The sequence below is a fragment of the Lysinibacillus sp. NPDC059133 genome (assembly GCF_042755925.1).
In the GTDB taxonomy this organism is placed as follows: Bacteria; Bacillota; Bacilli; order Bacillales_A; family Planococcaceae; genus Lysinibacillus.
The window spans coordinates 39007-61137 of sequence record NZ_JBHZDH010000006.1 but is presented as its reverse complement, the minus strand read 5'-3'; the positions used below and the strand labels follow the sequence as shown (position 1 = coordinate 61137).

The window sequence follows — 22131 nt, the reverse complement described above, 5'->3', positions numbered from 1 at the left end:
AAGCTCAATAGGTATGGCCATATACTATTGAGCTTTTGTAATCAATTACTAATTTTCTAAGAGTTTATTTTCTTTTTATAAATGAATCAAGCCAAACTCGACTGCAGCAATACTAAGGATACAGTGTATTTCGCGTTTACTGTTAATGTGACAAATGGATCTAATTACCATAACTAATATCTAGCACCTTGTGCAACGATGAATCGATCCAGCCATGTTTCAAAATCCATTGATAATCTTTGAATATCTCCAACTTGAACATAAATTAGATAGTCGTCATCCCCATTAGCAACTTTTTCTGAGTCAATAAACAAATAGTCACCATATCCTTTGTAATATCCGATCATATACCAATTTTTATCATACGCACTTTTATAGTTTAAATTTATATCATATTCAATTAAATAATTTAGTATCTCTTTTAAAGTGAATAGTTCAAAGTAATCAACGCCATCTGAAAATAATTTTCCACCATTACATAATTTTAAAAACGAACAAAAGTCTTCCGGTAAAATATGATTAGTTTTTAAAGAAAATTCTTTTAATTCTTGGCCAGTTACTGGTTTGTTCCAATCGCATGTAACATTTAAGGTCTCACCATATTCTCTTTGTATAGTTATGGGCTTCTTTTTTTCTAATCGTTTATTCAATGATGTTAAAACTAATTCAAGAGACATACTGAATCACCTTATTTTCAAATAGTTAATTAGTTTGCACACCAAGGAGATACAGTGCTTCTGCCGAGAATCCCTTGAACGTTTCCTTGTTTCACAGTTTGAAGATTACAACCAAAACTTTGCGACACGTTGCCATATCGGTTTCAATCAGGCTCGAGCGGAACTTGAAGCGATGTTTGAGCGACAAAAATCATTCCTTCGAAAAAATCTATTTAAATCAAAAAGTGATGATCTATAAGAAAAGGTTGGATTGTCATTTACACAAAAATATTGACAGTCCCTTTGAATATGTTTATTAATAGCCTACAATTTTTTTATTAATAGAAGTAATTCAAATACAAATATATTTAAAAGGACAATTACTCCTAAAATGATAAATACGCTCTGTGTAGCAATATCTAGAATGAAGATTACTGTTAATAAAATTATTATTCCAATAAGCATTTCTAAGTAACCTTTTATTCTTTCGCTCATAAATTCAGCTCCTAAACTAATTAAATTGATATATAGGGCTATCAGATTCCTTTGAATTCTTTTCATTTAAAAGCCTCGCTTTATAGTTGAAGCCAAAAAATCCCTCAATTAGAATCCATTCTATATTTTATGATAGGTAAAATATTGTACCCATCATTAAAAAGACACAAAAAATTATCGGTCCCTAAGCATACTATTAAAATGTTCGCCCTATGGATTTGGAAAGGTTTTATAACTACATACAATAATCAGTGTTTTTTAACTGAAAATTCAAAAATCAAACCCCTGAGTAGTACAATACCATTGGCTATAAAAGTTTCAAAATCAACTTTTGTTATAAAATGAACAAAAATTGATAAAAATCAGAAAAGTATCTTCTGCTTCTGAAATTGAATTTTCGAAATTACAAATTAATGCGGTGTATTGGCGTGTAGGTGATTAGTAGGGGGTGGAGTTTGAAGTATTGCAGAATGGGGATATTATCAGTAAAGTGAAGACAGAGGAAAGTTGAAATATTAAATGAAGAGATGGAGCAAGTTATTGCACTTGTGATGACGATTGATTATGTGAATGTAGATTAAGCTGTAGCTTCAGCAGCATCGCTTTAACAAGTAAAAGAAAGAGGGTAAAAAATGATACAGTTACATATCGAAAGTAAGAAAAAACCGGAAATCTATCGAAAGTTATTGTTACCGGAGAACAGTAGTTTTTCCTTGTTAGATGACATTATATTACTAAGTTTTGATTTGGATGCTTCGGACTTTTTTGATTTTGAAATTGTAAAAAAAGATGGACGAGTATCTAAAGAAAAGATTTGTTTTTTACCTGAAAATGATACGGATTTAGATACAGAAGAGGAGTTAGTCGGTGAATCGCTTCGAAAAACTGGTGATGAAGCCATTGCACATGTAATTGATATGAGTGATTCATTTACTATTCGATTAGATAGCTATGTGGAATTACCGATGAACACTGAAACTCCTATATGTATTGCTGGAGCAGGCAATATTCACACGGGTAAATTGGACAAGGTCAATTTGGAGGAAATTAATGAACGGATACGGGAGAATGAAGAGGCAGATCCTTTACTTGAAAGCCTAGAGCCAGATTATCTTACTTTATTGGAGCTTGCGAATGACCTAAAAAAATTAAAGTCATGGCAATACTTAAGGGATGATGAAGTCGTTGTCATTGACATTGAAGATGCAGATTATAAAGTACTTGTTTCTGTTATGGGAGCAGGTGGTGAAGAGTTTGGGTTAATGATTTTTGACATGGAGCTTGGCTATAATAGCTTAGCAAAGATTCTTTATGAGAAAAATGAATCGAGCGATTTTTCCTATGGTTTAAATGCTTTAACTGTGAATTTTGTTGATAGAGAAGAGTTAGATACAGCAGATTATCTGCTCATTAAAGATTGTGGGCTGTCGTATAGAGGGAAGAAGAACTGGATTCAATTCCGTAGCTATCAGGAGGGAACGCATCCTGAAAGACCAAACTATCTAGAGGTAGAGCTATTAATTGATGTTATAAGTACGATGATTAATATAATAGAAGCTCGTAAGGATGGTTGGGAATATCCACAGGTAGCTGCACATCAATATCCAGCGTTTAAAGTGCAAATGGATGGTGAGTTACAAGAAATCTATATGTTGCAAATAAATATGGCAAAGCCAACGTATGAGTGCTACGAGGAAATTTCTATGTTTGAAAAAGCACAATATAAGAAAAAGCCTAAAAGCGCGTTACAGCTAGAATATGATGTATTTTACATGCCTTATGGCGTAGAAATAGAAGAAACGAACCGCACTGTTTATCCGATTGTTGGTATACTTGTTGAACGAGGGAGCAATTTAGTTATTGGACATGAAATGTTCCCTATGCCTAAAACGCCACCAATTGCACAAGGCGTTTTATGGGCATTTTTACAAAGCTTAGAGGTAAGACCAAGTAAAATATTTGTCTCTAAAGAGTTAAGACCAATGCTTCAACCACTAGCAAAAATTGTAGGGGTGGAACTTGTAGAAAGCGAACTCCCTGGTATTCGGGAAGTGAGAGAATTTATGAAAACCATGCCCATGAATTTAATTGAAGATTAGTAAATATCCAATCGCACAAAATTCCACGGAAATGTTGAGGACTTTTCCGTGGGATTTTCTTTTTTTAAGGTGAAAAAAGATAAGATATTTCGTAACTTACTTTAACCATGGTTATAAATCAAAAAATGCTTTTCATCACTTCAAGTAGTAACAGCCGAAATACCCAAATATCTATTGTTTTTCAATTGCTATACTCCATTTTCTTCTAATATATTCCATCAGCCATATATATACTAACAAAAGAAGAATTGAAATAATGATTAAATGAAATCCCAACTCTATATTCTGTCCAACATTTGCACGAAATGTTGAAGCATTGGTGTTAAATATACTTGGGTAAATGGTTAATAATATATTTTTTAAGTCATATTTACCCAACGGCGGTAGTATCAAATTGTATATGCCCAGAAGAATTTTTAACATTCATAGCTACTAGACTTGATTGATCAGCCATATAATAAAAAGAGGTTGTTGCTCAATCAATTTCCTAATTACTACGGTTTATTACTTCAGTAGCAATATAAAATTTACCCTCGCGTTTATACACTACAGATTTTGGAAACTCATCTCCGTTTTTTCTTTCATATATAGGAGTACCCTCATTTAAAGAATTAGACTCAAAATTAGTATTCGGAACTTGATTTCTATCTATTTTTTGCTTAATCTCCCCCAATTTCCTTACTGCTTGCGATTTTCCAACTGGTTCATTGGTTACTACATAGACTGTATCTTGAATTTTCAGCATCTCCACAAGATTGTTCTTGCTCTCGTAAACTTTATAAGCAGTTATAAGCAAGGCAATTATAAGTATTATTATACTAATAATCCAAAATGTTTTTTTGTTTTTCATACGGCATACTACTCTCTATTTATTTTTACTCTTAACATACGTACTTGATGCATTGCTTATATATTTTGTCGTGGAACCAGTGTATATTCCTGCTCCATTATATTTCTTCACATTGTATTTAGTCACATCTACGTTGCCATAAACACCCGGTCTTGTCCATTTTTTTGGATCAGCTTTAATACCTTGTCCACTAGATCCTGCTTTCGCAACAGAAATAGAAAAATATCCATATCCAACACTTGCACTAAATGACATAGTGGATTTGCTAAAATAATAAAACGAGATGTTGTATTGATATTCGCTCCAATCTGGATGCCAAGCAATAAAGCCATTAGAAATTTCTCTAGTAGTTGATTCCTTTGTCCATTTCTCAGTCCCTAATGTTGCACTTCTTAACAACGAGTTCGTATTATCATTACTGTTAACAATAAATTCATCCGGAAGTTCTGTACCGTCATTCATATATCCGTTTTCTACTTCTTCTTCACTAACTACTGGAGTTGAAAAATCATTGGACTCCATACTCTCAATGTTTTCATCTTTACTAATCGTTTCTGGAGTTGAAAAATCATTGGATTCCATGCTCTCAATGTTTTCATCTTTACTAATCGTTTCTGCTGAACTTTTCATTACCCCTACATTTAGCATCAATCCCGAAACAAAAAATACTGCTACAACTAATTGTTTCAACCATTTTTGAGATTCCATCTTTTTATTCTCCTCTCTCTTCCTTTTTCTTTTTGATATTATTAGTTAATTTGAAATATTCGATTAATTTAGAATTTTAGCTTTCGCGATGTTTACTATAACCTACCTATTTCTGGTGATATCAATATATTTTGGTTTTGTTAACTCAATCCATATTTTGTGTTTTTATCTACAAGGAGATAAATCTTAATCGAAAGCAAAGATAAAAAATTTTAGCATGATATTTCCTCCTACTTTACTTTTCCCGAGTATATTAAGCATATCAGTAGCTATAAATATTACAAAATCAACTTTTGTTATAAATTAAACAAAAATTGATAAAAATCAGAAAAAATGGTGTTGATATGGACTTTGTAGAAAGTAAACTCCCTAGTATTTGAGATGAGAGAGAGTTTATGAAAACTGTGCAAATGGATTTATTTAAAAGAATAGTGTACAATTATTCCACTCATTTTCGTGACTATAGCAAGTTAATATATATTCAATACAAATTTTAAAGGTAATAAAAATTATTTAGTGATTTAAACCATTTCGCCAACCACACAAAATCCCACGGAAAGGGTGTAGACTTTTCCGTGGGATTTCTTTTCAATGATGAAAAATAGATATTTCTGTTAAGGGTATTACCAAAAACGCAAATGATGCTACCTATCCTTGATACACACTTTCACATGTATCAGGTGCTGGTTCATAGAAGCAATGATTTTTAAATTGACCAGTAAAAGGCTGACCGTACCATGTTGGAGGACATGGTGCGTATGGATTGAAATACCACAGTGCGAACTTTGCTGGATGTTCTCTCCAATAATCTAGCGTCAGTTTGGCTAATCTTTTTTCGGAAGATCGCGCTCTTTGGTAAAACATATTCCCTTTTTGAACTGCTTCAAAAGAATAATTTCCTCCTTGTACCTGATAAATGACATCATTAATGGTTCTTAAATCTTTAAAGTCTGGACACTCTGCTATCACACGATTCACAATGACATTGCCAACATATAGCATTCCTTGGTTTCCTTCACCTACAGCTTCTGCTCTCATCATCCTTGCCACTAAGTCAACGTCAGAATTTATATATTTTACTCTTGGCATTTTTTCACCTCCACCTTATAGTATGAAAAAGAGCATACATTATTGAAGAATTAGTGATGATCTATAAGAAAAGGTTGAAACGTCATTTCGAATGACTTTCGTGAAAGTGGGGTACCAATGCACTTTTATGTATAAGCAGTTATGCGAAAGAAAAAAATCATGTGCTTTATACACATGATTTCTTTAAGTCTTTCATTTATTTTTAACGAACGTATAAATATTTAAAATAACGCCTGTAACGAACATAATGATTGCATTTAATGCAAGGATTACCGCTATAAATCCTCCTGCAAATGCAATTCCTTCTCGTGTGTTATCTGGTTCAAAGGCTTTAGCATAACTAACCCCTAAATACACAAAACTACCGACTATTATCGGAATTAAAAGCGCCATGCCAATGGCAGAAGCCCATATAGGGATCTTCTTATTTTTGTATAAATAGGCTGCTAAATAATCACAAATTACAATAGACAGTAATAAAACGATCCAAACGATAGCATCTCCATTCATTTCCAACCACCCCTTTGATTTTAGGTTAAATGAATTTGCAAAATTAATTGAGGTTATTTTCCCCTTGGTGTTTTTCTTCTTAATATATAGTATGGAAAAAATCCTGCTTGATTGCCTCTAGAAAGTCTAAAGTAGCGACAACCAAAAAACACACCATCTTTGCTGTCGGCAAAACAGCAAGATGGCGTGTTTATGTGGTAGTAATCAATTATAATTGCGTCCAGAATCGGCTTTGTGCTTAGGCCTGCACGAGGGCCGACGCGATGTCGGTCATTTCGGTAATGCCACAGGACGTGGCGTTCTCAGACTGAGTTCCTATATTTCAGCAAATGTCTTTTGTACCGAAAGCGTAGCGGCAGGCACAGGTGTTTGGACACCCGCTGAAAGAAGTTAAAAATTTTTTTTGAAGTACGGTGTTTTTTTCATCACGATACATACTGGAATGGCGATGATTAACCCGACAACGTTTTGGATTAAGTCTCCTGGAATGGATGCCATCGGGGCAACCCAGCTTTTGAACATAATCGCTTGCCCGATATAGTAAACCCCCATCATCACGGGCATAGCAACTACTGCTGCTAAAATGTTTAGTCGGATGTCGTCGCCTCTATGTCCTTTAGACCAAGCGATTTTCCCAACGATGGCGCCTTGTAATGCGCGGGAGAGTATTGTAGTTGGCGCCCAAATTAACCAACCCCCTACGATATCGAATAAGCCCATTCCGATTGCTCCGGCAAGAGCTCCTTTTTTAGGACCGAATAAAATCGACGTGATTAAAAGCATGGATGTCCCTAAGTGAATAAGGCCGCCTTGCCCAAATGGCAGCCTAATATTAATAAACATTGTGGCGACGAAAACAAGTGCTGCTAAAATGGATGTAATCACCAAATCGAATGTTTTCGTGCGTGATTTTGTATACGATTGACCTTGTATAGTTTGCATCTGCATGTCCTCACTATGATGAATTTTTCGATAATTTTAACTTTATCAAAGGACTGACTATCGTAAAAGTGCCAATTTGATAAAAATATTAAAGGTCAGTTTGTTTTTTTATAAATATGCACATTTTCGCATCTTTCTAATTATGATACGATGTAGAGAGTACAAGCAGGATTAGTTAGGTGGAGAGTCTGATGAAAAAAGTTGCTGTAATTCAAGATATGTCATCCTTTGGGAAGTGCTCGTTAACGGCTGCGATGCCTGTGCTGTCAGTGATGGGTGTTCAGGCGGTGCCACTACCAACTGCGATTTTAACGGCGCAAACGGGGTATCCGAGTTTTTATTGCGAGGATTTAACGTCAAAGATGGATTACTTTGTGGATGAGTGGAGCAAGCTTGGTGCGACCTTTGATGGCATACACACAGGCTTTGTGACAGGGAAAGAGCAAATTGATAACATTTTTCGATTTTTAAACGTGTTTCACTCAAGTAAAACAACGTTGCTTGTCGATCCGGTAATGGGTGATTTGGGCGAGGTGTATAAATTGTATACAGGCGAGTTGCTTGATCGTATGAAAGCGCTAGTGAAGTGTGCAGACATTATTACGCCTAATATTACAGAATGCTGCTTGCTTACGGGTTTGTCATACGAGAAGCTACAAAGCTATCAAGCTGATTCAGATTATCTTCAGGCGTTAGAGGAAGCGGGCCATCAGCTACAGCAGACAACCGGAGCGAACGTCATTATTACCGGTTTGAATCCGCCGCCAGTAGATGCGAACAAGCGCTATGTAGGCAATATGTATGTCGATGCAGATCGTTCATTTTCTAGCATCCGAGAGTACAACGGCGAGAGCTATTCAGGCACAGGTGATTTGTTTGCATCCGTCATTATGGGTGGCATGATGCGCGGGCAGGATTTAGTTGAATCGATGAAGCTTGCTGAGACCTTTTTAGCCGCTTCAATTGAAGCTACGTCAAAAGAGCAAATTCCGCGCGAAGCAGGCGTGAATTTTGAAAAGTTTTTAAGAATGCTACTTTAGAAATCTTAGTGTTTTAACACGTTAATTGGTGGTAACGGCTATACAGCTTAACGGGGGATGGACTTTTTGTAAAAAAGGACATAATGAAAATCATGAATTGGGGAGGTGTATAATGGATTCAATTAGATATTACGTAGTGCAAGTAAATGGTCGTTATTACCAGGGCGAAATAGACCTTCAATCATTCACAGATGATGAAGAACAGGCCTTTGCGTTTACGGATATTGTGGCAGCAAACCAATTGGCTCATGAGATCAATGGAATCGTCCTGACAAGAGACGTCAGTTATCAGGAGCTAGAAGATCTTTCAGCACAATATCTGATTGAGTACGAAGCATTGCCGAAAGAAGAGCGTGACAGGATCGAATCATTTTGTAGGGAGCTCAGTATAGGAATGTATGAATAAAAGTCGAATCGAATCTTTTCGGTTCTTTTTTTATGTAGTTTCTTTAAACTGAACTTAAGCATTCTAACCCTCTAAATCATGGCACTTTCACAATAATGTTCAATGAAATAGGAAACAGCCCGTAGCCACGATTGATGGTTGCGGGTATTTTTTGTAATATGAAATGTGATTTGTGTTGTAGATCTATTGTGAGGTGAGGAAATTGAAACTACTAGATGAACTTGCGGAAGCATTTTTAGATGGATTGAGTGATGAAATGTCGTATGTGTTAAACCGTCGAACAGGTGAAGTTCTTTTGGATGCGTCAGAGGATTTAACTGGTGAGCCTGAAATTGATTGGGATGACGAGGAAGTGGCTGCGGATTTAGTGATAATTCCAACCGTTTCATCGTCTGAAATGTATGATGCCATGGTGCGCTTTGCTAAAAAGCAACCAGATTCGATTACCATCCATTTAATCAACGTGCTGAACGGAAACAAGCCTTTTCGATTTTTTAAGGAAAAAATTAATGAACTAGGCATCGAAAATCATTGGTACCAATTTGAGCAGGATTATGCTAAGAGCAGAATGACGGAGTGGCTAGAAGAGTTTTCTAAAGTTGAAGATTGCTAAGCAATGTCTTGAATATTAAACACCAGATGATATGAGAAAATCATGTAGCACAGTAGCATAAAACGAGTAAGAAACATCAATTACCCCTTCACATCCCGGGTAAGCGGTCGATGGCCCTTTTTGCTGAACGGGCTAACCGGGATGTGGAACTCTCTTTTCTTTACGCTCAAAAGAAAAAGCCTTGAAGAAACTAACTCTTCAAGGTTTTGTTAAACGCTTTTAGAAAGTACATGTAGAATTATGATCCGTCCCAAAGTATATATGAAAATGCTTACTACAATTTGGATTAAAAAGAGTATGACAATGCTTACATTTTGTGCTATTCATATATTCAAGAATAGTTAATTCCTTTTTACAGATACCACAAAATATTGCCTTTTCATCAAAATCCTCTTGTTTCCATGGCTGAATTTTATGATTTGAATTTTCCTCATGACATTTATAGCAAGGATAATACGCGCCACAACATTTGAATTTTATTGAAATAGTATCTTGCTTCTTAGAATAGTGTGTACATCTTCCTTGCTCATCAATAACATTTCCTAGAATAATCATAGTCCTAACCTCTTTTCTTCAATGAACTGGACATAATTTTTTTATTTCAAAATCTCCAATTTTCTAAAACGCTTAAGTTAAAACTTCGCTGGACGCAATCAATCTATTATATTGCCCCTCCATCATTCTAAAATGATGCTTTTCGTGGATGGCAAGTAGCTGGATCGACTGAATAAGGTTAGGATAGTGGGCGATGGGATCAGGAAAGACAATATGCCCGGCAATATCTTCCTCCATATTTTTTACTAATTCTTGCATTGCGCTCGTTTCGTTTACTAGTAATTGTTCGATTTCGTCACTGTTCAGCGTAAAACGTATTTTTGAAGGTGGCACTAATATGCCAGGAGCTCTCATGCCTCGCCCTTTTTTGTTTTTATATTCTTCGTAAATATCATGTATTTCAGTGGCGAATGGCTTGTTTCTTCGCATTCTTGCGTAAGGGGTGAGTAGTAAGGAAAATTTTGTTGCTGTTTTTAGCATTTTTAGGATGAGATAAAGGTGATAGAAATGTTCACCGATAGACCATTTTTCTTCTTTCTCACGATGCCAGAGTTGTTCCAGCGAGAGTGATTGAATACAAGGTAGGTAGTGTATTCGCTGCTCTTGTAATGTATGAAAATGATGCGCCATATTGTTAGATTTCATAATTTAGAATCTCCTTTATGCTGCTATTTCCATTTTAGGGACTTTTGTGGTGGAAGTACATGAAACTGACTTGGTCGGAGATTCCTACGACCTTTACAAATATATAGCTACTTATCATGTTTTTGTAACATTAGTAGAACATCTATTTCATAAGCATAGCGAGCGTTCAATAATTTAAACTAAAAATTTTGGTTGCCTATCCGATATGATAATAGAGGTTTTATTGTAAATAAATACTAATAATAACAATGTTAGGTTTATTTTTTGGTAATAATACCTAATTATCTTTACGAAGAAGGATCATTGAAATGAAATTTACGAAATTCTTTAGTTTTCTGCTTGTAGTAGTAATGATGTTTTCGTTCACAACATCTACAACACTTGCTGCATCATCTTCAAAAACGGTTACTTCTAGGGATACAATGAGTCTAACTCTTGCTCAACAAACAAGTGGAGATTCTAGTGTAGCTACATTTAATTTTTCTGGATTACCATCTAATGCTGTAGTTACTAAAGTGGTAGTTGATGCCAATAGTGGTCTCACATATGGAGGTAACGGAGCAATTGTTTCTAATAGAGTGCATATCAAAAATGATTCTATGGACAATTATACTTCTGCCCCTTGGGGTTCGCTTAATAAAACTGAAATAACTACTGGAGTTATAGGACAACCAGCTGCCGGTACATGGTCTATTTATTATAATGGGACAAATGTAAGTATTTTAGCAGGTAGTTCATGGAAGAAATATTCCTCTCCAAAATTAACTGTTTACTATAACTATGAGTAAATAATAATGTAACTAATTATAATGTTCTCTCAAATATAGGAGGTACAAATGCGATTTCCAACTATAAGTAGTGATGCATTAAAATTGTTAGGTGTTGAAAGTAAATTAACACCTATTTCAATGCCAAGTTTTTCAGGAATAAATGCGATGCCGACAAAATCAGCTCCAGCGATGAGTGAAGAAAAATATAAGGAAGCAATTATTGCACAAGCTAAAAAAGATTTTGAAACTGACAAATTTGGTGGGCATAAAAATTCTTCTTATAGGACATTAAAGAAGAGTTTTGTATCTGTAGCATCACCTGATCGTAAAGGCTCGATAGCACAAATGTTAAGGCAATTACCATTCATGCAGCGTGGAAATGTGAGCTATTTAGAGGTGAAGGATGCGAGGGGGAATATTACTTCTACCTATTCGCCCCATAATGGTTGGCATGCGATTGGTACACGAGAAGAACATCTCCGTGAAAGTGAATTTAATGCGATTTATACAGAAGCTTGGCGCTCATTTAAAGCAGCAAGTCAAAATAATCAAAGTCATATCAGTACATCCAGCGGTTCTATTGATGTGTCCGTTTAATGGAGCTTTTAAAAAGTCAATTTAAGATACCATTATCAAGTAAACCCCTAGAATCTTTTCTAGGGGTTTTGTGTCGTATATAGCTGCTAGCGCTTGCCCGTTTTATTTTTCAGTAGCTTCAAACTCAGGACTATATTGATGATTGATAAAGGGAAAGCTAACCAAAACCCTAAATGACCTAAGCGTTCTATTTGAATGGGTGATTGATTGTAAAAATAATTATAGGTAATACCTAGAACAAGTAAAATTGACAGCACAATATTGGTCGATGCAATTTTATTGTTGCTAGTCATAATTGCCTCCAATCGATCCTTGTATTGATGTATAGTATGCTTGGAATAAAAATCTGCTAAAGAATTTAAACGTCATGGCCTTGATTACATTCCTTAAGTAGTTGCTTATTTAAACCATTTCCGACCTGATTAATGGAGAAGTTTTCCAATGGAAGAGCATGCGACAATAAGTAATCATACACATACATAGGAATCAAATGTGGCTCAGAACGATTTATCATCTTTATAATAAGTGCAGCGGCACCAGCAACAAAAGGCGCTGCCATAGAGGTTCCGGTCAACTCTACATAATCACTGTTTAAATGTGTAGATAAAATATTTTCACCGGGCCCAACGAAATCTAAATTTACATTTGTATTAGAAAATTTTGAGGGTGTTTCTGTGTCAGATATGGAGCCGACTTGTATGACTTCCTTATAAAATCCAGGGTATGATATTTCGATAGTATCGCTTTCTCCATCGCCTTCATTACCGGCAGCGGCTACTAATACGATACCTTTTGAACGGGCATATTTTATAGCTCTATATAATTCTTCATGTGGTTCAGGGCTACCTAGCGACATATTCATGATGTTTACTTTTTCTCCATTAGGTCCAGTCCAATCAACGGCATACATAATTGCCTTAATCAAATCCTCAAAGCTACCTCTGCCCTTATGATTAATGACTTTTAATATAAGAAGTTTACTTTTGGGGGCTACGCCTATGATCCCTCCACCATTATCGACGGCTGCAATAATGCCAGATACATGTGTCCCATGCCCGAGATAGTCTTGATAAATGATAGGATTACCTTCATCATCATCTGTGAAATTATAGCCATCAATAATATTGACCTTTAAACTCGGGTGGTCAACCTGAACGCCGCTATCTAATACAGCAACTACAGATTCTGAACCTTGATCTGTTTTTTCCCATAGTTCCCTTGCCCGAATCTTATCTAAGTTATCGGGAACTGCGTTAAGAGCTTTAAACAACTTAACGATTTTCACTGGTTTTAAAATGATTTCTGCGCTCATTATCTTCATCTCCTTTTACATAATAAAGTGATGAAAGGACGATGATAATAAAGTGAAATTCGCAATTTAAAGAAAAAAATACCCTGAAAATGTTAGGAAAGGTCTAACATTTTCGGGGGAGTACAGGATACGTATTGTCAGTAATGGATTCATCTCTTTAATTTTTAGGACCGATTCTTCCACCTGTTGTTAACCAACCCCAACATATCTCGAAAAACTTCACCTTTTTCTGTAATAAGTAAGGAAGGCCAATAAACAACCAATACAATAAAGCAAGAACCAACACACCAGTTAATATACTGTTCATCTGTGTAGCAATAAAAATGCTAAGGAACATAATAAGAAAATATAGTACAGCAATTCTCTTGTAGGCTATCATAAATTCCCCTCCTGTTCATACAATCATACATTAATTGGATGAAAGATGTAAGGAAATTGGTAATGGAATATTCCATTAAAAATTAAAATCCACCAAATAAAATTTAGGGTCTATAGCCTAAATTATTTGGTGGGTTTATTTGTAAAAGGATCATATTTCATTAGCATGAATCTGACAATATTCCCTCAATAAATTAGAAGAAGTACTGGCATTTTTAATAAGATTTATTAGTAAATCGCGTTCTTTTGGAGAAAGACTGTCATTCGTTAAACAGCTTGTATAAAATGATTGAACTTCTCTCGCTTTACAGTAACAAGCCATTAGTTTTTCAATTTCCATCCAAGCCAACCCAATCAGATCGAGTAGCCACCCGATCACTTCATCTGCAAACCCGATCAGTTTGAGTTACTACCGGATCACATTCCTGACAAACCCGATCACTTGCCACAGCCGATACGTACAATTCGAATTGTAACCTAAATTCCGATACCTTGGAAATATAAAAAACGATGGACATAGTATCTTGCTATGTCCATCGTTTTTATTGATTGATTAGCCTTTTAGGAAATCAGGCTTTGCGAAGTTTGGGTTTGGATATTTATAGAAGCCTTCGCCTGTTGTGCGACCTAGTTTGCCTTTATCGATATACTCTGTTTTTAAGAGGTTGGCTAATTTTTTAAAGTTTTCTTCACCAGTAGCAGCGGCTTTCGCTTCTACAATGTTGAAAGCAGTGTTAATGCCGACAATGTCAAGAATGGCGAATGGACCTAGTGGTGCTCCTGTTCCGATCATCCATGTTTTATCGATTGTTTCTGGGTCCGCTACTTCTTTTACTAATAGTGATTCAGCAGCATCTAAAAATGGAACTAATAATGAGTTCAAAATATAGCCTGGTTGTTCTTTATATAATGGTAGTGGAACCATGCCGATTGCACGTGCGAATTCTACGACTTCATCGAATACGTTCATATCAGTGCCTGGGTGTTTCATAATTTCGGCTGTGTTGTTTTTCCAAATCGTATTTGCAAAGTGAAGCGCTATAAACTTCTCTGGACGACCAGTTGCTTCTGCAAATTGGCTTGGTAATAAAGTTGATGAGTTTGTAGCAAAGATTGTTTTAGCAGGGGCAAGTTTGCCAAGATTTGTGTAAAATTCTGTTTTAATTTTTACAACTTCAGGAATCGCCTCAATCACAAGGTCAGCATTTGCAACCGCTTCCGATAGATCACTTTTAAATGATAAACGTGCATATGCAGCATCCACTTCTTCTTGAGTCGCGCCTAAATCTTGTTGGTATAACGGTTTTAATTTTGTGATACGATCTTGTGCATTTTTTAATGCCTCATCATTAATATCGTATACCGTTACATTAAATCCTTTAAAAGCTGATTGATAAGCAATTTGACTACCTAGAACACCGCTGCCTGCAACCGTAATATTTTGATAATTCATCCTAAATTCCTCCCTTGAAATTGTTACATTAATATAATTGTTTGGATAGGGTATGCATCCCTTATTACAAATCCATACTACTTCTTTCGATATTGAAAAATCAAATGAAAGCCTCAATTATTATAATGATATAAAGAGTTCTACGCTGAATTAATTTTCTGAAAAATATACCAATAAAAAATGCCACCCGAGAGAGTGACATTTAATTTCTGATATCTTCCAATGATTTATCCATTTGGCGTTCATTATATTTTATTGCATTACTATTAGTCGATTCGAGTCCCTTAAAAGTATAATTAGAATTTTGATAAAACCCAAAGACAAAATCGTTGATAGGCGTTTCTTCTTCTCCATAATATCTATTCACTACATATGCCTTAAAAATATTTCCTAGCATATATTCATCGTTTTGTACATCTTCTAAATATTTCTTATTTTTATATTCGGCAATAATGTAATCCTCGAATTCTTTGATTTCAGCCTTTGTAGCTGGATACTTTTTAGCGTAGGCAACAATTGTATCGAACTTTTCAGTAGGAGGGCTATTAAGAGAAGTAATTTCCTTTACTTTATCCTGCCAAGTTACATCTTCTGTTGCCTCTACTTTAGCTACAGGCTTTTTTTCAGACGTATTAGCTGCATTTGATTTATTTGCTTCATATTCAGGTGAAATATCCCAATAGGCTAACATACATAAGATCATAAAGATTATGGGAATCGTAGTAAATTTCAGCATTTTTAGAGCTTTAATTCTATCCATTTTGATGAAATGGAAAACTGCAAGAAGAAGAAAAACAACTGCTATAACGATACTGATAAGAGTGATAAGGACTAATATATTTACAAGGGTATTTACCAAGTTTTGAAACTCCTTTCTTTAGATCGAAATCTTCAGTTTATAAATATTTTAATATATAGAATAAAATAGAACTACAATCTAGCTAAAATTTTATACTACAAAAAAGAACAGCCCTTGAGCTGCCCTTGTATTAAAATAAAATTTCACATGCTACTTATAGCGTAACTTTAAAACTGATAGCTTTTCCAATAATCTTTGCAGGATTATTTTGGTCTACTATATAAGGTTCATGTTTTGGGTTATCTGGCATTAGTAAAATGGTATCACCTTGTTTTTTAACACGCTTAAGAGTTGCTTCTGTATCTCCGTTTACAAGTACGGCTGCTATCTCACCGTATTCAACTTCACTTTGCTCTCTTATTAAAACTTTAGAGCCATTTGGTATAGTCGGCTCCATCGAATCACCTTTTGCCACTAAAGCAAAAATATTTCCTGCGGGTAATAACTCGGAAAACTCGTACATATATCCTTCGACATTTTGCTCCGCTAGAATAGGCTCCCCGCAAGCGATGGTACCTAAGATTGGAATTTTCATAAAGTTTGGCTGTATTTCTATTAAATTTGTTGGCTGCTCTTCTGTTAAATCAGAACGCCTAATATTAAAGTAGTTCGCCATTAATTGAATTTTATCCGGTCTAGGGTATGTGCTAGCTTTCATCCAATTAGAAACGGTTGTCTCTGGTAAATTTAAATCTCTAGCCATATCTGTTTGATTTAAACTTCTCTTATCCAATTGTTGTTTTAAGTTTATGGAGAAGACGATTTTGAGTTTATCTGATTTATCCATATAAAAGCACCTCCTTAACTATAATAATACCGATAATCAGTAGTTGTGTAAACTTTAAAGTACCTTTTAAAGGAATTTTATACTTGACTATACCGTTTAAAGGTATTACTATTAATTTACATTGTATATGGAAGTAACAGAATCTATAAAAATACAAGGAGATGAATTTTGAATGAAATAAACAAAGAGATGTTCACAAAGAAAGGCAATAGAGAGAATTGCTATATGTATTATCTCTCAATAAGATAAAAAAATTTATAATAAAGTACCGTTTAAAGGTATTTTGTATTTTTAATGATGCTACCTTATTTTCAAAGATTAATAAAAAATAAAAATAAAGCAGGTGCTTAGTATGTATGAATGGTTAAGAGATTATCAGCAAATTGAAGATGAGATTACATATTTGGAATTTAATTTAGAGCGATCACAAAAAGAGTTAAGACGTTGGGTCAGTGGCGATTTAGCAGGAGTAAAGCTGACTGCAGAATCTGATGGCGCGAAACTAGAGGAACGGATAGAGCGAATTGAAAGAGAATTACAAATTAAGCATACTGAACAGAAGAATTTTATGGAGCTTATTAGTAAATTCGATGGATTGAATCACAAAATTTTAAAATCGAAATATATAGATGGTATGACATTAGAAGAAATAGCTGAAGAGTTAAATTACAGTGCAAGCTATATTTATAAAAAACATGCAGAAATTGCTAAAATGATTAGATTTGCTCACGAAATAAAACTTACACATTGACACCTTCTAGTATGAAATTTCTTATTAACTGTAGCTAGAGACCACTTGTGAAAAGTGGTCTTTTTTATTGGACAATGGTAGATTCTCATTTCCCATAACTGACACCCAGTAGTATGAATAGAAACGATTGAAATTCCATTATATGATGGCAGTGTAAAAGTTCGGTTAATGAACAACATATATTTTAGTTAGAGATTACTTAGAAAAAAGTGATCTTTTTTTAAGGAAAGCTCCTATAAGTGAACTTTCCCATAACTGACACTCAGTAATGAGAATAGAAACGATTGAAATTCCGTTATAAGATGGTAGTGTAAAAGTTCGGTTAATGAACAACGTATATTTTTTTGTTAGAAATCACTTAAAAAAATGATCTTTTTTTAAGGAAAGCTCCTATAAGTGAACTTTCCCTTAACTGACACTCAGTAATGAGAATAGAAACAATTGAAGTTCCATTATAAGATGGTAGTGTAAAAGTTCCGTTAATGAACAACATATACTTTAGTTAGAGATCACTTAGAAAAAAGTGATCTTTTTTTAGGGAAGTTCCGATAAGTGAACTTTCCCTTAACTGACACTCAGTAAAGAGAATAGAAACAATTGAAATTCCATTATATGATGGTAGTGTAAAAGTTCGCTTAATAAACAACATATTCTTTAGATAGAGATCACTTAGAAGAAAGTGAATTTTTTTTATGAAAAGCTCCTATAAGTGAACTTTCCTTTAACTGACACTCAGTAATAGGAATAGAAACGATTGATATTCCATTATATGATGGTAATGTAAAAGTTCGATTGACGAGCAACATATACAGCAAAGATAAAGCAAGAAACCACTCCAAGTCGAGTGGTTTTTTTGCTCATAAAAATTAATAAGTAGAAGGGAGTGAGTAGATGGAGCCTATTTACGCAAAGTGTAATAAATCATGTGGGCACAAATTTTATGTCCAACATTTTAAAAAAGACAAGCTGCAGGATGCGATTGAGGAAACTTATTTTACTTGTCCAAACTGTGGTCGAGAGTATGTATGTTTTTACACGGATGATCATACACGTAAACTTCAAGCTGCATTAAGAGAGCTGCATCGAGAAATGAAATGGATTGAAAAAGATGAGCTAGAGGGGCTAAAGAAAAAAGAGTCTGACTTAAAACAATTAATTTCGAACGGTATGGCTAGTGCTAGAAAATTGATTGAAGGCTAATTGAAATAATGCTCTTGAAAGGAGGTGAATAAAGTGAATAGGAACGCAAGAATGAAAACGTCTACTGGTTTCTTTTCAGTAGGCGTTTTTGATATTCCGAAAATCAGTAATTGTAAACAGCTTTTATATACCGAGAAGCCAACATCATTAGAACTCTTACTTTATTTAAGAAGTTCAATATTTCATTCACTGAAAGGAGATATTATTTTAAAGTCTTACCTACATTTATAAAAGTAGATTAGGAGAAAACTATGAGGGATCTAATGAATCACATACCTGCTATATTAGAGCCATTAGGTCTGCCTATCATCTTTAATGGATATCCTACGGGCTCAGAAAAGCCAAATCAGTTCATTACCTTTCTAGAGATAAGTGCAAAGCCTATCTTTGAAGTCGATGGAGATGAACTGGAAATCGAGAGGATTGTACAAATCAATGTATGGTCCAATTCGAATTATCATCAGCTTGCAGAGAGCATCAAACGGTTGATGGGAAGTGCGGGCTATGAGCGAACTTTAGAATATGATGAACCAACTACGACAGGCGAGTCTCACTATAATAGGGTGCTACGATTCGTCTTTTTTGATGAATAATTATAAACAATTAGGAGGTCATGTAAATGACAACAGTAAATGAAAAACCACAAAAAATTAGCTTAAAACGTATTCACTATGCACTAATGACAAATGAACAAACAGAGACATGGGGTGAAGTGAAAACTTTAACAATGCCTATCTCCATGACACTTACACCAAATTTCTCAGAAGCGCATTTAGATGCTGGGGATCGTGTAGTGGATCAAGAAGCACAATTGGATTCTATCACAATTGCTGGTGAAACAGCGGATTTACCAACAGAGGTGCTAGTAGATTGGTATGGACACAAAAAATCTGCTGAAGGCGGTATTATTACAAACGCAAATGATACACCAAACGCGATTGCAATTGGTTTTGAATCAGGCTCTAAGCTGGTTTGGTTATTAAAAGCAAAATTAAAACCAGGTGAAGAAACAAATACAACTCGTAAAAAAGGTGAAACAAGTTATAAAGTATATCCATTCGGCGGTGAAGCATTACCACTAATCGATGGTGTTATCAAACATACGGTAGATACACGAGATACGGGAGTAACAGCGACTGCAGAAACTTTCTTTAAAACGGTTGCAAAACCAAATGAAACAGTTGAAACACCATAATTGATAAGAAGCCCTTTTAAGGGTTTCTTTTCTTTTTTAATTAAAGTCTCTTTCGAAAAGCAATGAAAGCATTATTAACGAATAATACGAAAAGAAGGATGGATGAATGATGCAAATTACATTAAAAATGAACGGACAAGAGAAAATGTTCTCAAATGACTTTGTGAAAGCACGAGTGTTCCGTAATGCCTTAAAAATGAACGAAAAAATGCGTAAAGAAGGTAATGAAATTTCTGTAGAAACATTTGATGAGATGATTTCCTTTGTTGTGAACGTATTTGATAATCAATTCACAATTGATGATGTATGGGATGGTTTAGAGGCCGGTAAATTACAAGATGAAATTATGCGAGTTTTCAATAACGTGCTAAATATTGGTGGACTTGAAACAAAACCGGCTCCTAATGATGCTGAGGGAAAGCTAGTGGAATAACACCTTATCAATATATTAAAAAATTTTATCGAGATTTAATAAAAGAAGGTTATAAATTACATGAAGTCGACGAAATGGATATTCATTTTTGGTTCGAACTAACAAGTGATTTTGATGAAATGGAGGAGGTCACAGCAGATGAAATTTCTTGGCTGTGATTTATTTTCCAAAAAAGGCGGTGATGAAAAATGGCGGAGATTGGTGCTGTTGAACTTAGTCTAAATACTTCTAATTTCGATGGATCCATTGAGCAATCTATTAGGCGATTGACCGCAATGGGGGCTGAATTAAAGGCTTTACAAGCGCTTGGTACTAATTACGAAAACTCTATGGAGGGTTTATCCCAAAAACAAGATATACTCACACGATCAGTTGAAGCATCGAACTTTAAACTAATGGAGCAACGTAATAAATATGAAGAATTAATAGCTTCCGAGTCAGCAAATACAGAGGCGATTGAAAGACAGGCAATCGCTGTTAATAAAGCTCTTGCTGAATACAATCGTTTAACTACACAGTTACAAGATGTAGACAATCAATTAAATGTACAGACGTCAACTTGGGATAAATTTCAGGAAGCTGGAGGCAAAGTAAAATCTGTCGGTGATAGCATAACCTCTATTACAGCCCCTATTAAAGGTTTTGGTGCGTTTGCTCTTAATGCAGCAGTAGATTTTGAAAGTGCTTTTGCAGGAGTGCGTCAAACGGTAAACACGAGCGAGGAAGGTTTTAAAAAGCTTGAAGATGGTATACGAGGTATGGCTAAGGAGCTACCAGTTAGTGCTACCGAAATTGCGGGAGTTGTTGAATCAGCTGGACAGCTAGGAATTGCTGAAGAACACCTTTTATCTTTCTCACGAACAGTTATTGATATGGGTAATTCCACGAGTATGACCCGTGAACAGGCTGCGAAGGAATTTGCTGATTTTGCAAATATTGTTGGAATGGGGCAAGGTGATTTTGACCGTTTAGGCTCTTCAATTGTTGAACTTAGCAGCAAAATGAACGTTTCTGCTTCTGATATTATGGCAATGGGAATGGGATTTGCCGAGCAAGCTTCCAAAGCTGGTCTAACAGAGGCGCAAATTATGGGACTAGCTGCTACCATGTCTAGTTTAGGGATTAACGCTGAAACCGGGGGAACGGCGATGACTTCGGTTCTCCAAAAAATCCAAAAGGCAGTAGGAGATGGTGGCGATAGCTTATCAGGTTTTGCTAAAGCGGCCAACATGTCTAGTGCAGACTTTAAAAAGGCTTTTGAAACAGATGCTGCCTCTGCATTAGATGCATTAGTGAAGGGATTAGCTGAATCATCAGAAGGTGGAGCAAACCTAAAAAGTGTACTTGCAGATTTAGGTGTTAACGGTGATGAATCAGATGTACTTATAAGCATGGCTGGTGCCTCTGATTTACTGTCATCGGCTGTTAATTCATCCTCAGCTGCGTGGGAGGAAAACACGGCTTTATCAGATAAAGCCGCTGAACGCTATAAAACGACAGAGTCTCAAATGGCCAAAATGAAAAACGAGCTAACAGATATTGGAATTAGCATTGGAAATATTTTAATACCGATCGTTAAGAGTTTTTTAGAAAAGCTACAACCATGGATTGAAAAGTTTTCTAACCTTAGCGATGGTACCAAAACGCTAATTACGATTATTGGTGGGATTGCGGCAGTTATTGGGCCAGTTCTTGTAGCATTTGGATCAGTAATATCAACTGTCGGTACAATTATAGGAGTGTTTAGTAAATTAGGACCGGCTTTATCAATATTAACCGGACCAATAG

The 22131-nt window shown here is 35.3% G+C and carries 28 protein-coding genes; 13 read left to right on the top strand and 15 right to left on the bottom strand.

The features are described 5' to 3' along the window. Positions 1–173: 173 nt before the first annotated feature. Both ACFXN8_RS05070 and ACFXN8_RS05065 read right to left on the bottom strand, forming a co-directional pair. Positions 174–677 (bottom strand): SMI1/KNR4 family protein, encoded by a 504-nt coding sequence (locus tag ACFXN8_RS05070; protein WP_386843307.1) that lies wholly within the window; start codon positions 675–677, stop codon positions 174–176. A gap of 303 nt (positions 678–980) precedes the next feature. After that, entirely contained in the window at positions 981–1217 is a 237-nt protein-coding gene (locus tag ACFXN8_RS05065; protein WP_386843305.1) for a hypothetical protein, read from the bottom strand. Positions 1218–1783: 566 nt separating this feature from the next. On the opposite strand from ACFXN8_RS05065, the gene ACFXN8_RS05060 reads away from it, so the two are divergent. Then, the gene (locus ACFXN8_RS05060; protein ID WP_386843303.1) at positions 1784–3250 is read left to right on the top strand and encodes a DUF7309 domain-containing protein; all 1467 of its coding nucleotides are present in this window, start codon (positions 1784–1786) and stop codon (positions 3248–3250) included. Between the two features lie 487 nt (positions 3251–3737). On the opposite strand, the gene ACFXN8_RS05055 is transcribed toward ACFXN8_RS05060, so the two are convergent. The 5 genes from ACFXN8_RS05055 to ACFXN8_RS05035 all read right to left on the bottom strand — a co-directional run bounded on the left by ACFXN8_RS05055 (position 3738) and on the right by ACFXN8_RS05035 (position 7349). Then, positions 3738–4100, bottom strand: coding sequence for a hypothetical protein (locus ACFXN8_RS05055; protein WP_386843301.1), 363 nt, complete (start codon positions 4098–4100; stop codon positions 3738–3740). Positions 4101–4115: 15 nt separating this feature from the next. Beyond that, the gene (locus ACFXN8_RS05050; protein ID WP_386843299.1) at positions 4116–4808 is read right to left on the bottom strand and encodes a hypothetical protein; all 693 of its coding nucleotides are present in this window, start codon (positions 4806–4808) and stop codon (positions 4116–4118) included. A 648-nt stretch (positions 4809–5456) separates the two neighbouring features. After that, positions 5457–5897 carry a cell wall hydrolase gene (locus ACFXN8_RS05045; protein ID WP_376074606.1) on the bottom strand — a complete coding sequence of 147 codons (441 nt, stop codon included), beginning with the start codon at positions 5895–5897 and terminating at the stop codon, positions 5457–5459. 192 nt (positions 5898–6089) lie between these two features. Further along, positions 6090–6407, bottom strand: coding sequence for a hypothetical protein (locus ACFXN8_RS05040; protein ID WP_386843297.1), 318 nt, complete (start codon positions 6405–6407; stop codon positions 6090–6092). 390 nt (positions 6408–6797) lie between these two features. Further along, on the bottom strand, positions 6798–7349 hold the full coding sequence (locus tag ACFXN8_RS05035) for an ECF transporter S component (protein ID WP_386843295.1): 552 nt from the start codon (positions 7347–7349) through the stop codon (positions 6798–6800). 191 nt (positions 7350–7540) lie between these two features. Between ACFXN8_RS05035 and ACFXN8_RS05030 the strand changes: the two genes are divergently transcribed. The 3 genes from ACFXN8_RS05030 (at position 7541) to ACFXN8_RS05020 (ending at position 9408) form a co-directional block, all read left to right on the top strand. Continuing rightward, positions 7541–8389 (top strand): pyridoxamine kinase, encoded by an 849-nt coding sequence (locus ACFXN8_RS05030; protein WP_386843460.1) that lies wholly within the window; start codon positions 7541–7543, stop codon positions 8387–8389. A 112-nt stretch (positions 8390–8501) separates the two neighbouring features. Beyond that, positions 8502–8795 (top strand): hypothetical protein, encoded by a 294-nt coding sequence (locus ACFXN8_RS05025; RefSeq protein WP_386843293.1) that lies wholly within the window; start codon positions 8502–8504, stop codon positions 8793–8795. Between the two features lie 202 nt (positions 8796–8997). Then, on the top strand, positions 8998–9408 hold the full coding sequence (locus ACFXN8_RS05020) for a UPF0158 family protein (protein WP_386843291.1): 411 nt from the start codon (positions 8998–9000) through the stop codon (positions 9406–9408). Positions 9409–9627: 219 nt separating this feature from the next. On the opposite strand, the gene ACFXN8_RS05015 is transcribed toward ACFXN8_RS05020, so the two are convergent. Then, complete coding sequence (locus ACFXN8_RS05015) at positions 9628–9963, bottom strand: CHY zinc finger protein (RefSeq protein WP_386843289.1); 336 nt, start codon at positions 9961–9963, stop codon at positions 9628–9630. 72 nt (positions 9964–10035) lie between these two features. Beyond that, complete coding sequence (locus ACFXN8_RS05010; RefSeq protein ID WP_386843287.1) at positions 10036–10608, bottom strand: DinB family protein; 573 nt, start codon at positions 10606–10608, stop codon at positions 10036–10038. Positions 10609–10916: 308 nt separating this feature from the next. Here ACFXN8_RS05010 and ACFXN8_RS05005 point away from each other — a divergent pair, with 308 nt between their 5' ends. Both ACFXN8_RS05005 and ACFXN8_RS05000 read left to right on the top strand, forming a co-directional pair. Beyond that, entirely contained in the window at positions 10917–11396 is a 480-nt protein-coding gene (locus tag ACFXN8_RS05005) for a hypothetical protein (protein ID WP_386843285.1), read from the top strand. A gap of 48 nt (positions 11397–11444) precedes the next feature. Beyond that, positions 11445–11975: a hypothetical protein gene (locus ACFXN8_RS05000; protein ID WP_386843283.1), complete on the top strand. Its 531-nt coding sequence runs from the start codon at positions 11445–11447 to the stop codon at positions 11973–11975. An 86-nt stretch (positions 11976–12061) separates the two neighbouring features. On the opposite strand, the gene ACFXN8_RS04995 is transcribed toward ACFXN8_RS05000, so the two are convergent. The 6 genes from ACFXN8_RS04995 to ACFXN8_RS04970 form a co-directional block, all read right to left on the bottom strand. Then, positions 12062–12268, bottom strand: a complete 207-nt coding sequence (locus tag ACFXN8_RS04995) for a hypothetical protein (RefSeq protein WP_386843281.1) — start codon at positions 12266–12268, stop codon at positions 12062–12064. Between the two features lie 65 nt (positions 12269–12333). Beyond that, complete coding sequence (locus tag ACFXN8_RS04990) at positions 12334–13287, bottom strand: S8 family peptidase (protein ID WP_386843279.1); 954 nt, start codon at positions 13285–13287, stop codon at positions 12334–12336. A gap of 157 nt (positions 13288–13444) precedes the next feature. Beyond that, positions 13445–13666 (bottom strand): hypothetical protein, encoded by a 222-nt coding sequence (locus tag ACFXN8_RS04985; protein WP_386843277.1) that lies wholly within the window; start codon positions 13664–13666, stop codon positions 13445–13447. A 552-nt stretch (positions 13667–14218) separates the two neighbouring features. Next, on the bottom strand, positions 14219–15118 hold the full coding sequence (locus ACFXN8_RS04980) for a 3-hydroxyacyl-CoA dehydrogenase (protein WP_386843275.1): 900 nt from the start codon (positions 15116–15118) through the stop codon (positions 14219–14221). Between the two features lie 202 nt (positions 15119–15320). Further along, positions 15321–15977 carry a hypothetical protein gene (locus ACFXN8_RS04975; RefSeq protein WP_386843273.1) on the bottom strand — a complete coding sequence of 219 codons (657 nt, stop codon included), beginning with the start codon at positions 15975–15977 and terminating at the stop codon, positions 15321–15323. A gap of 154 nt (positions 15978–16131) precedes the next feature. After that, positions 16132–16764 (bottom strand): LexA family protein, encoded by a 633-nt coding sequence (locus tag ACFXN8_RS04970; protein WP_386843271.1) that lies wholly within the window; start codon positions 16762–16764, stop codon positions 16132–16134. A 352-nt stretch (positions 16765–17116) separates the two neighbouring features. On the opposite strand from ACFXN8_RS04970, the gene ACFXN8_RS04965 reads away from it, so the two are divergent. From ACFXN8_RS04965 to ACFXN8_RS04935, 7 genes are all read left to right on the top strand, one after another. After that, positions 17117–17515 carry a hypothetical protein gene (locus tag ACFXN8_RS04965; protein ID WP_386843269.1) on the top strand — a complete coding sequence of 133 codons (399 nt, stop codon included), beginning with the start codon at positions 17117–17119 and terminating at the stop codon, positions 17513–17515. Between the two features lie 891 nt (positions 17516–18406). Next, on the top strand, positions 18407–18715 hold the full coding sequence (locus ACFXN8_RS04960; RefSeq protein ID WP_386843267.1) for a hypothetical protein: 309 nt from the start codon (positions 18407–18409) through the stop codon (positions 18713–18715). A 33-nt stretch (positions 18716–18748) separates the two neighbouring features. After that, positions 18749–18946: a hypothetical protein gene (locus tag ACFXN8_RS04955; RefSeq protein WP_386843265.1), complete on the top strand. Its 198-nt coding sequence runs from the start codon at positions 18749–18751 to the stop codon at positions 18944–18946. A 32-nt stretch (positions 18947–18978) separates the two neighbouring features. Further along, the gene (locus ACFXN8_RS04950; RefSeq protein WP_386843263.1) at positions 18979–19308 is read left to right on the top strand and encodes a hypothetical protein; all 330 of its coding nucleotides are present in this window, start codon (positions 18979–18981) and stop codon (positions 19306–19308) included. Positions 19309–19334: 26 nt separating this feature from the next. Then, on the top strand, positions 19335–19910 hold the full coding sequence (locus ACFXN8_RS04945) for a major tail protein (RefSeq protein ID WP_386843261.1): 576 nt from the start codon (positions 19335–19337) through the stop codon (positions 19908–19910). Positions 19911–20016: 106 nt separating this feature from the next. After that, positions 20017–20343, top strand: a complete 327-nt coding sequence (gene gpG, locus ACFXN8_RS04940) for a phage tail assembly chaperone G (protein WP_376074628.1) — start codon at positions 20017–20019, stop codon at positions 20341–20343. 188 nt (positions 20344–20531) lie between these two features. Beyond that, on the top strand, positions 20532–22131 hold a 1600-nt coding region (locus ACFXN8_RS04935; protein ID WP_386843259.1), incomplete at its 3' end, for a phage tail tape measure protein.